General features: G+C 65.6%; 15 protein-coding genes and 1 pseudogene. 7 read left to right on the top strand and 9 right to left on the bottom strand.

The features are described from left to right. Positions 1 to 44: 44 nt before the first annotated feature. The 5 genes from ACQR13_RS31575 to ACQR13_RS31555 form a co-directional block, all read right to left on the bottom strand. Positions 45 to 1007: an alpha/beta fold hydrolase gene (locus ACQR13_RS31575; RefSeq protein ID WP_315750367.1), complete on the bottom strand. Its 963-nt coding sequence runs from the start codon at positions 1005 to 1007 to the stop codon at positions 45 to 47. A 46-nt stretch (positions 1008 to 1053) separates the two neighbouring features. Then, a complete protein-coding gene (locus ACQR13_RS31570; protein WP_315750366.1) occupies positions 1054 to 1611 on the bottom strand; it encodes a TetR/AcrR family transcriptional regulator in 558 nt (185 codons plus the stop codon). 125 nt (positions 1612 to 1736) lie between these two features. Continuing rightward, on the bottom strand, positions 1737 to 2909 hold the full coding sequence (locus ACQR13_RS31565; RefSeq protein WP_434841249.1) for a winged helix-turn-helix domain-containing protein: 1173 nt from the start codon (positions 2907 to 2909) through the stop codon (positions 1737 to 1739). Positions 2910 to 2983: 74 nt separating this feature from the next. Next, on the bottom strand, positions 2984 to 3214 hold the full coding sequence (locus ACQR13_RS31560) for a hypothetical protein (RefSeq protein WP_315717355.1): 231 nt from the start codon (positions 3212 to 3214) through the stop codon (positions 2984 to 2986). A 136-nt stretch (positions 3215 to 3350) separates the two neighbouring features. Continuing rightward, positions 3351 to 3524 carry a hypothetical protein gene (locus ACQR13_RS31555; RefSeq protein WP_315717356.1) on the bottom strand — a complete coding sequence of 58 codons (174 nt, stop codon included), beginning with the start codon at positions 3522 to 3524 and terminating at the stop codon, positions 3351 to 3353. Positions 3525 to 3599: 75 nt separating this feature from the next. Between ACQR13_RS31555 and ACQR13_RS31550 the strand changes: the two genes are divergently transcribed. Continuing rightward, positions 3600 to 4250: an OmpA family protein gene (locus ACQR13_RS31550; RefSeq protein WP_315717358.1), complete on the top strand. Its 651-nt coding sequence runs from the start codon at positions 3600 to 3602 to the stop codon at positions 4248 to 4250. Between the two features lie 66 nt (positions 4251 to 4316). Here the strand turns inward: ACQR13_RS31550 and ACQR13_RS31545 are convergent, their stop codons facing one another. Then, the gene (locus tag ACQR13_RS31545) at positions 4317 to 5645 is read right to left on the bottom strand and encodes a phospholipid carrier-dependent glycosyltransferase (protein ID WP_315827015.1); all 1329 of its coding nucleotides are present in this window, start codon (positions 5643 to 5645) and stop codon (positions 4317 to 4319) included. A 139-nt stretch (positions 5646 to 5784) separates the two neighbouring features. Here ACQR13_RS31545 and ACQR13_RS31540 point away from each other — a divergent pair, with 139 nt between their 5' ends. From ACQR13_RS31540 to ACQR13_RS31520, 5 genes and pseudogenes are all read left to right on the top strand, one after another. Next, positions 5785 to 6486, top strand: coding sequence for a FecR family protein (locus ACQR13_RS31540; protein ID WP_434863559.1), 702 nt, complete (start codon positions 5785 to 5787; stop codon positions 6484 to 6486). Next, positions 6483 to 7649 (top strand): hypothetical protein, encoded by a 1167-nt coding sequence (locus tag ACQR13_RS31535; protein ID WP_316187210.1) that lies wholly within the window; start codon positions 6483 to 6485, stop codon positions 7647 to 7649. The genes ACQR13_RS31540 and ACQR13_RS31535 overlap by 4 nt, the downstream gene beginning before the upstream one ends. A 23-nt stretch (positions 7650 to 7672) precedes the next feature. Further along, positions 7673 to 7831 carry a hypothetical protein gene (locus tag ACQR13_RS31530; RefSeq protein ID WP_315750456.1) on the top strand — a complete coding sequence of 53 codons (159 nt, stop codon included), beginning with the start codon at positions 7673 to 7675 and terminating at the stop codon, positions 7829 to 7831. A gap of 285 nt (positions 7832 to 8116) precedes the next feature. After that, on the top strand, positions 8117 to 9346 hold the full coding sequence (locus ACQR13_RS31525) for a TadE/TadG family type IV pilus assembly protein (protein ID WP_315827018.1): 1230 nt from the start codon (positions 8117 to 8119) through the stop codon (positions 9344 to 9346). A 434-nt stretch (positions 9347 to 9780) separates the two neighbouring features. Beyond that, positions 9781 to 9882 (top strand): annotated as a pseudogene (locus tag ACQR13_RS31520) (GTP-binding protein); the annotation flags it as partial. A gap of 173 nt (positions 9883 to 10055) precedes the next feature. Here ACQR13_RS31520 and ACQR13_RS31515 read toward each other — a convergent pair. Beyond that, positions 10056 to 10574, bottom strand: a complete 519-nt coding sequence (locus tag ACQR13_RS31515) for a cupin domain-containing protein (RefSeq protein ID WP_315717363.1) — start codon at positions 10572 to 10574, stop codon at positions 10056 to 10058. 148 nt (positions 10575 to 10722) lie between these two features. On the opposite strand from ACQR13_RS31515, the gene ACQR13_RS31510 reads away from it, so the two are divergent. Then, entirely contained in the window at positions 10723 to 10938 is a 216-nt protein-coding gene (locus ACQR13_RS31510) for a CsbD family protein (RefSeq protein ID WP_315750360.1), read from the top strand. Positions 10939 to 11202: 264 nt separating this feature from the next. On the opposite strand, the gene ACQR13_RS31505 is transcribed toward ACQR13_RS31510, so the two are convergent. Both ACQR13_RS31505 and ggt read right to left on the bottom strand, forming a co-directional pair. Continuing rightward, positions 11203 to 11661, bottom strand: coding sequence for an FKBP-type peptidyl-prolyl cis-trans isomerase (locus tag ACQR13_RS31505; RefSeq protein ID WP_409998083.1), 459 nt, complete (start codon positions 11659 to 11661; stop codon positions 11203 to 11205). Between the two features lie 888 nt (positions 11662 to 12549). Next, the gene (gene ggt, locus ACQR13_RS31500) at positions 12550 to 14136 is read right to left on the bottom strand and encodes a gamma-glutamyltransferase (RefSeq protein ID WP_315718254.1); all 1587 of its coding nucleotides are present in this window, start codon (positions 14134 to 14136) and stop codon (positions 12550 to 12552) included. Positions 14137 to 14195: the final 59 nt, after the last annotated feature.

Raw genomic sequence — 14195 nt, 5'->3', positions numbered from 1 at the left:
TGCGCATCACTTGAACGGCAGGTCGACCCGCAGCGTCGAGACGCTCAATTCGGCCCGGCCGCAACGCGGCTGAAGAAGGCGTCGAGCTCCTCGGCCAGAACGGCCGGCTGTTCTTCCGGAATGTAGTGGCCGCAGCAGGCGATGGTGATGCCTTCGACATGGTGGGCAAACTCCCTGAGCGGCGCCGCCATGTCCACGATCGAGCCCTGGTCGGAGCCGATGGCCAGCAGCGGCGGCTTCAGCCTGCCCCTGGCATTCAGCTCCCGGTTCTGGCGCGCCGACAGCGCAGCAGAACGATAATAGGCCAGCCCGGCGCGCAGGCCGCCGGCCTTGGTCAGCACGCGGCCATACTCATCGAGGTCGCTCTCCAGGAACGTCTGGGGATTGGCCGCCTTTCGACGCAGGAACCAACTGAGATAGTCGCGTTCGCGCCCTTGGATCAGAAACTCCGGAAGCTCAGCGAGACCATGAAACGCAAAGTGCCAAGTCCGCCACGCGCGTTCCGGCGCGAATGGCAGTGCGTCGGGCAAGGTAACGCCGGGAATGCCGGCATCGAGCAGGGCCAGGCTGCGCAGTTCAGCCTCGAACAGCAGCGCATAGGGATAGGCCACCCATGCGCCGATGTCGTGGGCCGCGAGATGATAGCGCGTGGCGCCGAGCCGTTGCAGCAGTCGATGCACCGCCGTGGCCAGGGTCTGCGTATCATAGCCGTCCGCCGGCCGGTCCGAGTCGCCCTGCCCCGGGAGGTCCACCGCGATCACCCGATAGCGCGGCGCGAGCAGCGGCATGACCCTGCGCCAGGCGAACCAGCTCTCGGGAAAGCCGGCGAGCAGCACGACGATCTCGCCATCAGGCCGGCCACCGCTGACATAGTGCAGCCGGGTGCCGTCGATGGTCTCGAACCGATGCTCGAAGCCGGGCAGCGACGCTTCCGCCCGAGACAGCGGCTCCGCCGCGACGACCCGCGAGGCGTCGGCTTCGGCTGTCACGTTCGACTGATGACGCATGATGTTTCTCCTTTATAGAACGATTGTTTCCTATTTAAACGAAAGCTCAACCGAGCAGGGCATCGGCCTGGCTCGCGACAGCCATCATCTCGCTCTTGCCGCGCCCGGTCTTGCCGACCACGCGCAAGCCCTGGATCATGCAGAACAGAGCGCCGGCGACGACGTCGGCATCGAGCCCCGGCCGGATGGATCCATCGGCTTGCCCGAGCCTGATCAAGTCGCGCAACAGCGCCTCGACGCGGCGCAGTGCGCCCCGGACCTTCGCCACGGACTCGGCGTCGAGGCTGGCGAGCTCCGCCGCGCTGGTGACGACCATGCAACCGCGCCGGCCCTCGCCGTCACTGGCGGACTCGGCATAGAACTGCAGCAAGGCCCGCAGCTTGTCGCGGCCGCTGTGCTGCGCATCGAGACGTTCGCGCACCTGTCGGTCACGCCGCGCGATGTAGTAATCGAGTGTCGCGAGGAAGATCGCGCGCTTGTCCTGGAACGCCTTGTAGAGACTTCCCGTCGCGAGCTTCATCGCGACGCGTAGCTCGGCCAGCGATGCCGCGTGGTAGCCGCGCTCGCTGAAGACCACCAGCGCCCTGCTCAAGGCGGTATCCATGTCAAACTCGCGCGGCCGGCCAGGCCCACGGCGCTCGACGGCATCCTTCGGAGACTTCATCATGGCCGGATAATAGGAAACAATCATTCCCAATTCAAGCGAAAACGGACCCGTTGCTCCCGGCCTCAATCTCCAAGCTGAAACTTCTGGAACCGGTGCAGCTCATCCTCGATCACCCGCTTCAGCGCCTTGCGCCGCTCGCCACGCGCGGCCTTGCCCTGGCCGACCCAGCTCCATTTCTGCATCAGGAGCTTGCCGTTCTGGCGGTCGGTCTTGAGGTCGAGCGCGGCGACGATCTCGTCGCCGACCAGGACGGGCAGCGCGAAATAGCCGAACAGGCGCTTGTCCTTCGGGACATAGGCCTCGAAGCGATGATCGTAGTCGAAGATCGCCTGCGTCCGCTTGCGCTGGATGATCAGCGGATCGAACGGCGACAGAATGTGCACGCGCGCCGGATCGATCTCGATCGGCGCTGCCAATGCAGCAGGCGTGATCCAGTGCTCCTGCTTGCCGGCGCCCTCCGCCGTCACCGGCAGCAGCTCGCCGCGCCGGACCCTGGCATCGATGACCCGGCGCACCGCGGCCTTGCTTGGCGCATTGAGATGGCAGAGCGAATCGAGGCTGACGACGCCTTGGGCGCGCAGGCCGCGGTCGAGCAGATAGGTTGCGATCTCGCGATCATTGGCGCCCTTCGGCAGCCGTTCCCAGCCGAAATGCCGGGTGGTGAGGTCGTAGGTCTTGAGCATGCCGTCGCGGCCCGACACCGTCAGCACGCCCTCGTAGAAGCCGAGCTGCAGCGCGCGCTTCGACGGCTTGCGGCTGGCCCAGGCGTGGTCCTTCTCGCGCAGAACGTCGTCGTCGATGTCGCGGATCGTCAGCGCGCCGCCTTGGCGGATCAGCCGCATGACCTTGCGCGTATCCTCAGGCTTCACGGTCGTGAGCCAGCGATGGCCCTCGCGGCGGTGGCGGCGCATCGCCGGGACGAAGTAGCGGAAGTCCTGCACCGGAATATAGGACAGCGCGTGGGCCCAATATTCGAAGACGGTCTTGTCGGTGCTCTGCGCCTGCCTGAGATCGGCGCGGCGATAGGCGGGAATGCGGCTGAACAGGATGTGGTGATGGCAGCGCTCGATGACGTTGATGGTGTCGATCTGCACATAGCCGAGATGGGCTATGGCGGCGGCGACCGCCTCGGGGCCCGCGCCGAACGGCGCCTCGGCATCGAGCCGCTGCGCGCGCAGCCAGATGCGGCGCGCCTGCGGCTTGGGGAGCGGGATGGGCGTGGAAACGGCGGGCATGCCGCGCAATGGTGCGAGATTCGCGCCCGCTCCCGCAACGGCAAATCAGGCCGGCGAGATCCCCTAGCGGAACCTCAAGGCTTGGACTTGTCCGGAATGCTGCCGGTGGCGATCTCGGCCTTGCAGCTGGCGCGGCCGGGATCCGGCGCACGGCACTTGTAGATGCGGCCGGTCAGGCGGTCGACCAGCCAGGCCGTATCCTCGGAGGGACTTTCCAGGCCGACATAGCGGTTGCCGACCGCAGTGATCAGCGTCGACAGCAGGATCGATGCCGCTATGATGCCAGCTCCGATCAGCGTCGACATGGAACCCACTGATCCCGTCTGATCCTGACTGCTTGCCCGATGGGGCTGATAGTCGCGCCTGTGCGATGGGTTGAACACGGCTTTGCTTTTCTGTTCGCGTTTCTTTGACTACGAATCCACTCGCCGTTCGCGTCCCTCAGGTTTGCGATTTTTTCCCGGCGAGCGCTATCCGGTAGAACCGCATCTGGCCGATTTGTTGTTCGCGGACCGGCCACCTGCCGATCGCTTTGCGGCAGCGCGCGGCGCATCCCGCGGACCACTCGCTTCGCCCCTCAAGCGCCGCCCGGTCCGGCAACGTGACGTCGATCACATTTGATGCTTTGAACCCGTTCTATCGTTCACGCATCCAATGGCCATAGGGCATGACGACCCGAGGATAACGACGATGACCCCATATTTTGGACGCTTTGCAGTTCAGGCGGCGGCGTTCTCCGCCATGCTGGCGATCGGTGCAGGCACCGCGCTCGCCGGCGAGGCCGTATCGGCCGACAAGATCCTCAACGCGCTGAAGCCGAAGGCCGTGACGCGCGGCATTTCGGTCGGACCGCAGGCGACTCCGCAGGCCGACGCGGCAGCGCAGGCGAAGCAAGCGGCCTTCATCGACAGCATGCGCAACCGCAAGACCCGCTCGCTGTCGCTCGGCGAGCGCGAGCAGATTGCCGAGATCGCGGCCACCAAGCCCAAGATCGATCTCGAGATCCAGTTCGACTACAACTCGGCCGAGATCAGCAAGGCCTCGATGCCGGCCGTGCAGGAGCTCGGCAAGGCGCTGTCCGATCCGAACCTGAAGGGCTCGACCTTCGTGGTCGCCGGCCATACCGACGGCATCGGCAGCGACGGCTTCAACCAGGATCTCTCCGAGCGCCGTGCCGACACCATCAAGCGCTATCTGGTCGAGAAGTTCGCCCTCCCCGGCCAGGACCTCGTCACGGTCGGCTATGGCAAGACCAAGCTCAAGGACGCGGCCAACCCGGCCGATCCGCTCAACCGGCGGGTCCAGGTCGTCAACATGGACACCAAAACCGCGGCGAAGTGAGCGCTCCGCCGCGCATCGCCCCGCCTGCCCACGGTCCCTGGCGGGCGGGGCGCTTTTTGTCCGGCTTCAGATCCAGCTCTGGAACAGCATCAACCGGGTGAAGGTCTGCATCGTCGTGCCGATGAAGGCGGCGCTGACCGGCAGCATCGCGACGAAGCCCAGGATCGCGACGGCGACATAGCTCAACAGCACCCAGCGCGGCCAGCGGGTCAGCACATGGACGAGCGCGAGGCTCGCCAGCGTCGCCGACGGCAGGTAGTAGTAGATGAAGCTCAGCGCGCGCGGCAGCAGCGCCCATGGCAGATAGCAGCCGAGATAGAACGCCAGGATCAGGAACGCCGTCGCGCTGCGCGTCGCGATGAAATCCCGGACGCAGATCGCGATCGCCGCAAGCGCCGGCCACAGCACCAGCGGATTGCCGAGCAGCACCACCGCGGCGATGTCGGTGTCGCTCGTCTTGTCGAACAGGAACCAGACCGGACGGACCAGCAGCGGCCAGGTCGGCCACGCGCTCATATAGGTGTGGCCGGCGATCGCCGTGGTGACGCTGTCGTCAAAGATGCGCCGCTGCGCCTCGAAGATGCCCACGACGGACAGGCCGTGCAGCGGGACGAAGGTCGCGAGATAGCAGACGGTGGGCATCGCGACGAGGCACAGCACGATCTGCGGCCAGCTCAGTTGCGGCCATTGCTCGGGCCGATACCAGTCGGTCGGCTCGCCATCACCGAACGAGGTCTGCCAATGCTGCAACAGCTTGATGAGACCGACGATGAGAAGCGCCGTCAGCAGCGGAAACAGCCCGCTCCATTTGCAGGCGATCGCAAGGCCGAACAGCGCGCCCGCCAGCGCGAACACGACCTGCGGCCGGCGCTGCCGGAACGAAAACAGAAAGGCCGCGATCCCGAGCAGGCTGAAGGCGAGCGCGCCGATGTCGAGCATCGCGATGCGCGCCTGCACGAACAGCATCTGGTTGAAGGCCGCGAGCAGCGCCGCCGCAATGGCAGGCCATTGCGCCGCGAACAGCGCCAGGCCGCATAGATAGATCGCGGCCACGGCGAGCCCGCCGAGCACGGTACCGGGATAGCGCCATGCGAAGGCGTTATCGCCGAACGTCCTGATCGACAGCGCAATCAGCTCCTTGGCGAGCGGCGGATGCATCGGGTTGAGCTGCGGCGTCGCCGGCGCCAGTCCCAGCATCTGCCGCGCCGCCGGCACGTAATGCACCTCGTCGAAGACGAATTTCGGCGGCGAGGCGAGCCCGATCATCAGCACGACGTGCGCGATCGCGAAGATCAGCAATGCCGTCATCACACAGCGGCGGACCGACAGAGCGCCATCCTGCGCAACCTCGCCGTCCTCTTCGTCGTCATCGCGGCGAGCAGCAGATACCTTCATGGGCCTCCGCGTTGAACTGATCTCACGGTGGCGGCAACTAACCACCGAACGGTCATCGAGGCAAACTTGTGCCTATTTTACAACAACCCCGCGCGCCGTCTTCGGCTAGATTGGGCAAGGAACAATCTTCGGTGTGGATATGAATCAGCGTCGCCGAGCCTGTGTCGCTGCAATCTCGGCCGCCGCCCTGCTGGGCTTGGCGGGCGGGGCAAGCGCCGACGGCCGCATCGGCGAGGCCGTGCTGGTGCAGAAGGACGTGCTGCGCGTGGCAGGCGCGTCGAGCAGTCCGATCAATGTCGGCGACGGCGTCGTGCGCAACGAGACGGTGCGCACCGGCAATGACAGCGCCGCGCGGCTCGTCATGATCGACAGCACCAATCTCTCGCTCGGCGCCAACGCCACCCTGACGCTCGACCGCACCGTCTTCAACGACGAGACCAGCTATCGCGATATCGCGATCCGGCTCGGCACCGGCGCGTTCCGCTTCGTCACCGGCCATTCCGAGAAAACCGCCTACAAGATCAACACGCCGCTCGCGACCATCGGCGTGCGCGGCACCATCCTCGACATCCGCTCGCAGCGCGGCCAGACCATGGTCGTGCTGCAGGAAGGCGCTTCGCGGGTCTGCACCCTCACCTTCCAATGCCTCGAGCTGACGCAGCCGGGCGACACCGCGATCATCACCGCGACCGGCAACGGCCGAAGCGCGATCAAGAAGACCAGCAATCCGTCCTGGAGTTTTGCCGCGACCTGCGCGTCGACATCCGGCCTTTGCACGGTCACCGATCTCGCCAGCAATGCGCCGCCGCGGGACTTCACCGGCATCCTGTGCGGGCGATGACGATGAGAACGCACCGCGGTCAGCTTGCTCTCCTGATGACCGCCATCGCCGGCGGGCTGCTCGCGCTTGCGCTGCAAGCCGCGCCGGCCGCCGCGCAGAGCAGTTGCGGGGTGGACAATTTCGCGGCGGCGCCGTGCCCCAGCCCGTCGCCGTCGCCGACCTCCTCGCCCACCGCGACGCCGACGCCGTCGGCCACGCCGACATCGACCTCAAGTCCGACACCGACGCCCTCTCCCTCGATCTCGCCGACCCCGTCGCCGTCGCCCACCGGCGCGGGAAACAGCGCGAACGCGATCAACGGCCTCGCCGACCAGCGCTTCAACCAGATGATCACCAACCGCGTGCTCGGGCTGGTGCTGCTCGGCGTCAACGAGCAGGTCAACTGCAACGACTGCATTAGCGCATTCGGCTCGGCCGGCTCGTTCTCGGCCGGCATCCATGGCCGCAAGCAGCTCACAAACAATCTGGCGCTGCTCGCGGGCCTCGCCTACACGCACTACGACGAGAACGGCTACCACGTGACGTCGGCGCCGATCGGCGCCTTCGCACTGCGCTACGACTTCGTCGACTGGGGCTCGTCGCGGCCGTTCTTCGACGTCGGCACGATCCTGACGCCCTATGAGCGCGTGCGCTACGGCCGGAGCTATGCAACGAGCCTCGGCAACGTCACGGTGGACGGCACCACCACGGCATCGAACTACGCGGTCTACGGCCGCGCCGGCTGGATCAGCCGGCTCTCGCCGCGCGACGAGCTCGCGGCATCGGTCGAGCTGTGGCAGTTGTGGCAGCACGTCGCCGGCTATCGCGATCCCGCGGTGGCCTTCAACCCGTTCGATGCGACGATCGCCGGCGGCACCGACCGCACCAGCCTGGTCAAGGTCGGTGGCCAGTGGACCCACCTGTTCGGCACGAGCATCGAGGCCAACATCAATGGCGGCTACGTCCAGTCGTTCGCGACCAGCTCCGGCATCGTCGCCACCGTCACCGGCAACGGCACGGTGACGCCGACCATGGGCAACCAGGGCTGGTTCGAATATGGCGGCCGGCTCGGCTTCCGCCTGCCGCAGGGCTGGATCGCCGATCTGTTCGTCAACGGCACGCTCGGCCCGCAGCCGGTCGGCAACACCATCCACGGCGGCATCGGCCTGCGCGTCCATTATTAGCGGCTGGCGCTGGCCCCTGGCGGGTGCACCAGGGCCGGCTGTTCGCCGACATCCTGCGAGTCGGGCTGCCGAGCGCGCTCAACGCGGTCATGGTCAATCTCACCGTCATCCTGGTGACCGCGCTCTACGCATTGGTGTGCAGCCGCGTTCTCTCGCCCCGGATCTGGCGTTCGCCTCGTTAGCGCGACATCCACCGGCGGGCGCAATCCGACCGCTTGCAACTCACAAGCCGTCACCGCCAAATACAGGCAATTCGCGCGACTGCTACCAATGAGTGGTGCGAACGGGCACCTGTCGATGATCCGGCAAACGGCCTGATAACCTTCCGCTTCCGCTACTCCGCTGCCGGTTTCCTTTACGGAACCGGATTCAGCATGCGGTAACGTCTGACCGCCACTTCCTTTGCAGCAGGGGCTCGCATCCGCCGGCATCGAGCCTCGGACAGCCATCAGCAGGAAGCGTCGCACATGACCGCATCGATTTCGTCGAAGACTCTTCGCGATCTGGCATGGAGATTTGGCCGCGCGAAGGACGGCCAGATCAGCATGATCTTCGCCATCACCATCATCCCGATCCTGGTGTCGGTCGGCGCCGCGGTCGATTTCGCCAAGTCGAGCGACACCAGGGCGCAGTTGCAGAAGTCGGTCGACGCCGCGGTCCTCGCCGGCGTGACCCAGGCGAGCGCGCAGCAGGTGTCGACCGCGAGCGCGGTGTTCTCGGGCAGCTTCAGAGGCCGGTTCGGCACCGGCACAACGGCGACCTTCACGCCCAACAGCGACGGCTCGCTGTCGGGCACTGCGACGACCTCGGTGAAGACCTCGTTCCTCAACGTGATGGGCACGACGTCGCTCGGCGTGACGGCGTCCGCAACGGCCAAGGCCGGCGCGCAGACCACGTCGCCCGTCTGCATCCTGCTGGTCAGCACCATCAACGCGCAATCATTGCTGGTGAATTCCGGGGCCCAGCTCAATGCGCCGAGCTGCGAGATCCACGTGCTGTCGACGCAGAGCCCGGCCGCGATGTTCAACGCCACGCTCAACGTCAAGCGCATCTGCATCAAGGGCACCAACATCACCAAGAACGGCGGCGTCACTCCGCCGGCCGAGACTGGCTGCGCGGCGATCTCCGACCCATTTGCCGGCAAGCTGCCCGCCGTCACGGTGGGCGCGTGCACCACCAACAACAAAGTCTATGATCCCGGCTCGGTCACCCTCAATCCCGGCGTCTATTGCGGCGCGACCAATTTCAACGGCTCCGGCACGCTGACGCTCAATCCGGGCCTCTACATCATCAAGGGCGGCGCGATGACCTTCAACTCGGGGTGGACGGTCACCGGCAGCGGCGTCACCTTCTACCTCGTCGACCAGAACGCGACGCTCACCTTCAACGGCAACGTCAATGCGACGCTGTCGGCGCCGACCAGCGGCACCTACGCCAATATCCTGATGTACGAGCCGAGCGGCCTGTCGACGACGAACCTGCCGATCAACGGCACCAGCAGCTCGTCCTACACCGGCCTGATGTATCTGCCGAGCCGCAACGTCACCATCAACTCGGTCTCGACCATGAGCAGCAACAGCGTCACGATGGTGTTCAACACGCTGATCCTGAACCAGACCAACTGGGCGATCGCGCCCGGCGCACTGTCGATGTCGGCGGCCAGTGGTCCGGCCGGCACGGCGTTCCTGTCGAGGTAGGTGCCATAGCTGAGCCAATTCTCGTGAGTGCTGTTTCAGTAGCTTGTCGCAGGGACTGACGACCCGGCTACACGAAAAGATATCAGCTCCTCTTTTAGGAGATGAAACGGAGCTGCATCCCGCCACCGATACTGCTTCCCTCTCCGCGTTCTTCACGGCAGAGGGAACGCGGTGTCGCTGGCGGCTGCAGCGTCGTTTCAGCACTGCAAGGGCTTCACCAGCTCACCAGAGCCGCTCGAGCCCTGCGTCTCGGCCGCCGCCTCTGCCGACTCCCCAAGCGGCCGCGAGCCCGCCCACTCACGCCTTCGTCGCCACTCTCTCCCCTTGACACCCTCTCCCGTTTCAGATGATGTTACGTTATAACATTGCATAAAGAGGCCGCATGCCCGCCCGCCGGCACCGACCCTTTCCCCTGAAGAGGCTGTTCGATCTCGATGCGCAAACTCCCCGTCACGGTCTTGTCCGGCTTCCTCGGGGCTGGGAAGACCACTTTGGTCAGCCACATCCTGAACAACCGCCAGGCTCGGAAGCTGGCGCCGCGCCAACGAGGCGGCCTGATCAGCATTCATCCGAACAACGGCTCGGGTGCAACGACCAGCGAGACACACGCGCGACAGTCGCCCCTGCTTCGCGTGTGAGAGGGAAGGCGGTATAGCCGCTCCCTGCCCGGCGGAGCCGTCGCGAGACGGCTCCGCCATTTCCTTGATGGCTACGACTTCGATTCGGCAGGATCGCGGTGCACCGGGTCGATCCACAGCACCGTCTCGGGCTTCTCGACCGGCTCGATGTCGATGTTGATCGCGACCGCCTCGCCGTCGCTGCGCACCAGCACGCATTCGAGCACTTCGTCCGGGCTCGCATTGATCTCCTGGTGCGGCACATAGGGCGGCACGAAGATGAAATCGCCGGGACCGGCCTCCGCGGTGAACTGCAGCCGATCGCCCCAGCGCATCCGCGCCTTGCCTTTCACGACGTAGATCACGCTCTCGAGATGGCCGTGATGATGCGCCCCGGTCTTGGCGTCAGGCCTGATCGTGACCGTGCCCGCCCACAATTTCTGCGCTCCGACGCGCGCGAAGTTGATCGCCGCCTTGCGGTCCATGCCCGGCGTCGACGGCACGTTGGAATCGAGCTGATTGCCCGGAATGACGCGGACGCCGTCGTGCTTCCAGCGCTCGTCGCCGTGATCGTGGGAATGGCCGTGCGCGTGATCGTGAGAGCCTGACATGATTTCTTCTCGGGATTTCGTCGGTTCGAGGGAACCAACCGTTCTTAGCCGAAATGCCGCAGCGAAGCTATTCGCAGTTCCGCGCGAACCTTTCTGCATTGCGTGCGTTGGATCGGTGGAGTTCACACGAACAACGGAGGACGAAATCATGGGTGCCACCACCGACAAGATCAAGGGCGTCGCCAACGAGACCATCGGCAAGGCCAAGCAGGGCATCGGCGAAGCCACCGGCTCCGAGCGCCTGCAGGGCGAGGGTGCCGTGCAGGAGATCAAGGGCAAGGGCCAGCAGGCGCTGGGCGATGCCAAGCAGGCGACCAAGGACGCGGTGAACACTGCCGCCGGCGCCGCCAACAAGAACCTCTGAGCAGGATCGGCGCGACCGCTGAGGTAGCGCGATGAAGCTCAATAGAAACTAAAAGGATCGGCTCCTCGTGGGCCGATCCTTTCGTTTTATATCACGTCCGAGAAATAGCTCATGCTTACGTCCGTCATCGCAAGCGAAGCGACGCGATCCAGAGTCCCCGACCGGACACTGGATTGCTTCGTCGCCTGCGGCTCCTCGCAATGACGGCGGTGAGAGCCTTTGCATCAACTCGGCTCGTGATGAGAGCGGGCGAAGGCAGCGTCTCTACTTCACGCCGAGCAGTTCGACGTCGAACATCAGCGTCGCGTTCGGCGGAATCACGCCGCCGGCGCCGCGGGCGCCGTAGCCCAGCTCGGGCGGAATGATCAGGGTACGCTTGCCGCCGACCTTCATGGTGGCGACGCCCTCGTCCCAGCCGGCGATCACGCGCTTCATGCCGATCGGGAATTCGAACGGCTCGTTGCGATCCACCGACGAGTCGAATTTCTTGCCCTTCTGGCCGTTCTCATAGAGCCAGCCCGTATAATGCATCACGCAGGTCTGACCGCGCGTCGGCGTGGCGCCGGTGCCTTCCTTGGTGTCGATGATCTGCAGTCCGGAGGGAGTGGTCATGGTCTTTCCTGTGGGTTTGGCGGAACTGGTCTGTGCCGAGACCGCGCGGGAGCCCAGCAAGACACCGGCCGCGGCCGATGCCGCCGCCATCAGCGCAACTCTTCTGTTCATCGGACGCCGCATGCTCCAGACCGCCTCTGCTCGTTCACGGGAGCCGCGGTTTAGCTCATGCGGGAGCGGCTGACCAGCCCGGCACCTGTTTCCGAAAAAAATAATCCTCTTGCCAATAATCGGAAATCATGATTATCTCCGCGCATCCCGCCTCATTGCGGAGGGGCGTTGCGCGCGATCGTCACGACACGCGAGGCGGGGAGCGATGGCCGCGATGAAGCCGCAGCGCATTTTCGGATGCGCGGACGAACGGCAGCTCGCGGACGTGAAGTCGCAGCGTCCTGATACCCCGATGCTGGTATCACGCGCAGTGCGCGCAAGCGCATTGTCGCAATGGTGGCCAACAAGCCCGGCGCACCAGGGAGACTGCGTATAAGCGTGAAGACCGTCGCGCAGGGAATGCCGGTTGAATCGGCTTTGCCTGTGGTACCTGCCGCCTGCATTTTTTTCGCAGGCGGGCCATGGGTGAGGCCTTCACCCGGCATTCCCTGCGCCCTCTGCCTTTCGAGAGGGACGAACTGATCGCAGACCTCGGGCGTCCGTGCCGCGAGAACGAGACCATGTGTCGATCGTTGTTTGAGCCGTGTATCCGCCCCCGTCCACCGCCGTCGTCCCGGACAAGCCGTGACGCGCGCCGCGTGTCGCGGCGCCGATCCGGACCCATACGCCGCGGCGGACGTGACGTGCGAAGAACTAACGGCTGGCCTGCCTCAAACCACTGCCTGGGGTCATGGGTCCCGGCGCAAGGCCGGGACGACAGTGGTGTGTGTGGATGCAGCTTGCGTAGCCACCATCGTCATTGCGAGGAGCGAAGCGACGAAGCAATCCAGAGTGACAGCCACGGCTCTGGATCGCGTCGCTGCGCTCGCGATGACGAATGGCGCCGCCTCAATACCCCAGCGCGCAGCCGTCCTTGCGCGGGTCGGAGCCGCCGGTGAGCGTGCCCTTGTCCCAGTCGATCCAGATCGCCTGACCGCCGCCGAGCGGCGACACCACCTTGGTGGTCTTGTGGCCGATCTTCTGCAAGCCCTCGACCACCTCGGCCGGCACGCCGTCCTCGAGCTGATAGACGCCCTCGTAATGCAGACCCCTGGCCATATCGATCGCTTCCTGCACGTCGCAGCCGTAGTCGAGGATGTTGGTCAGAACGTGGGTCTGGCCGACCGGCTGATACTGGCCGCCCATGACGCCGAACGACATCTGGGCGCGGCCCGCCTTGGTGGCGAGCGCCGGAATGATCGTGTGCAGCGGACGCTTGCCCGGGCCGATGCAGTTCGGATGGCCCGGCTGGATGCGGAAGCCGCCGGCGCGGTTCTGCAGCAGCACGCCGGTCTCGTTGGAGACGATCGCCGAGCCGAACGAATGCGCGATCGAGTTGATGAAGGAGCAGACGTTGCGGTCGCGGTCGACGACCGTGATGTAGACGGTCTCCGGATTCATCGGCGGCGCGACGTTCGGCAGGTCGAGCAGCTTGTCGAGGCTGATCTGCGAGATGTACTCGTCGGCGAACTCCTTGGCGAGGATGCTCGCGACCTCGGTCGTCATGTGCGCGGGATCGCCGATGTGCTGCTCGCGCATCATGTAGGCGATACGGGCGGCCTCGGCCTCGAGGTGGAAGCGCTCGACGCTGAGCGGATCGATGCGCGTGAGGTCGAAGCGCGAGAGGATGTTGAGCATCACCAGCATGGTGATGCCCGGACCGTTGGGCGGGCACTGCCAGACGTCGTAATCCTTGTAGGTGGTGCCGATCGGCGAGGTCACCTCGGTCTGGTGGTTGGCGAAATCCTCCAAGGTGTGCAGGCCGCCGATGCCGCGCAGGGTCTGCACCATGTCCTCGGCGACGGCACCGGTGTAGAAGCCCTTCGCCCCCTCCTTGGCGATGACGCGCAGGGTCTGCGCCAGCTCCGGCTGGCGGATCACGTCACCGACCGCTGCCGCCTTGCCATGCGGCAGAAAGTAGCGCGCGGTGTTGGTGCCGTTCTTGAGCTTCTCGAACTGGTTGTTCCAGTCGAACGCGACACGCGGCGCCACCACATAGCCGTCCTCCGCGGCGCGGATCGCGGGCTGCAGCAGCCGGTCGAGCCCGAGCCGGCCGTGGTCGCGCAGGATGCGGTCCCAGGCATCGATCGCGCCGGGGACGGACACCGCATGGGCCGAGGTCAGGGGGACCGAATGGATCTTGCGCTCGAGGTACCAGTCCACGGTCGCGGCGGCGGGCGCCCGACCCGAGCCGTTATAGGCCATGATCCGGCTTTCGCCCCTGGGCTGTACCAAGGCGAAGCAGTCGCCGCCGATGCCGGTCGATTGCGGCTCGATCACGCCGAGCAGGGCGCAGGCTGCCACCGCGGCGTCGGCCGCGGTGCCCCCGGCCCGCAGCACCTCGATCCCGGCCAGCGCCGCCTGCGGGTGCGATGTCGCGATCATTCCGTTCTGGGCGTGGACCGTCGACCTGCCTGGGAAGTGGAAGCTTCTCATCGTTGCTCGCTGCGTGATCGTGTGGTGGTTGGAATACCAGTGCTGGCCGGCTACATCGC

The sequence above is a fragment of the Bradyrhizobium sp. HKCCYLRH3059 genome, from assembly GCF_051168035.1.
In the GTDB taxonomy this organism is placed as follows: Bacteria; Pseudomonadota; Alphaproteobacteria; order Rhizobiales; family Xanthobacteraceae; genus Bradyrhizobium.
This window is presented reverse-complemented; position numbering and strand designations above follow the sequence as displayed.

Excerpts from the sequence above, each read along its gene's own strand:
- ACQR13_RS31575 (WP_315750367.1), bottom strand. The coding sequence starts at position 1,007 with ATGCGTCATCAGTCGAACGTGACAGCCGAAGCCGACGCCTCGCGGGTC.
- ACQR13_RS31570 (WP_315750366.1), bottom strand. The coding sequence starts at position 1,611 with ATGGATACCGCCTTGAGCAGGGCGCTGGTGGTCTTCAGCGAGCGCGGC.
- ACQR13_RS31565 (WP_434841249.1), bottom strand. The coding sequence starts at position 2,909 with ATGCCCGCCGTTTCCACGCCCATCCCGCTCCCCAAGCCGCAGGCGCGC.
- ACQR13_RS31560 (WP_315717355.1), bottom strand. The coding sequence starts at position 3,214 with ATGTCGACGCTGATCGGAGCTGGCATCATAGCGGCATCGATCCTGCTG.
- ACQR13_RS31550 (WP_315717358.1), top strand. The coding sequence starts at position 3,600 with ATGACCCCATATTTTGGACGCTTTGCAGTTCAGGCGGCGGCGTTCTCC.
- ACQR13_RS31545 (WP_315827015.1), bottom strand. The coding sequence starts at position 5,645 with ATGAAGGTATCTGCTGCTCGCCGCGATGACGACGAAGAGGACGGCGAG.
- ACQR13_RS31540 (WP_434863559.1), top strand. The coding sequence starts at position 5,785 with ATGAATCAGCGTCGCCGAGCCTGTGTCGCTGCAATCTCGGCCGCCGCC.
- ACQR13_RS31535 (WP_316187210.1), top strand. The coding sequence starts at position 6,483 with ATGACGATGAGAACGCACCGCGGTCAGCTTGCTCTCCTGATGACCGCC.
- ACQR13_RS31525 (WP_315827018.1), top strand. The coding sequence starts at position 8,117 with ATGACCGCATCGATTTCGTCGAAGACTCTTCGCGATCTGGCATGGAGA.
- ACQR13_RS31515 (WP_315717363.1), bottom strand. The coding sequence starts at position 10,574 with ATGTCAGGCTCTCACGATCACGCGCACGGCCATTCCCACGATCACGGC.
- ACQR13_RS31510 (WP_315750360.1), top strand. The coding sequence starts at position 10,723 with ATGGGTGCCACCACCGACAAGATCAAGGGCGTCGCCAACGAGACCATC.
- ACQR13_RS31505 (WP_409998083.1), bottom strand. The coding sequence starts at position 11,661 with ATGAACAGAAGAGTTGCGCTGATGGCGGCGGCATCGGCCGCGGCCGGT.
- ggt (WP_315718254.1), bottom strand. The coding sequence starts at position 14,136 with ATGAGAAGCTTCCACTTCCCAGGCAGGTCGACGGTCCACGCCCAGAAC.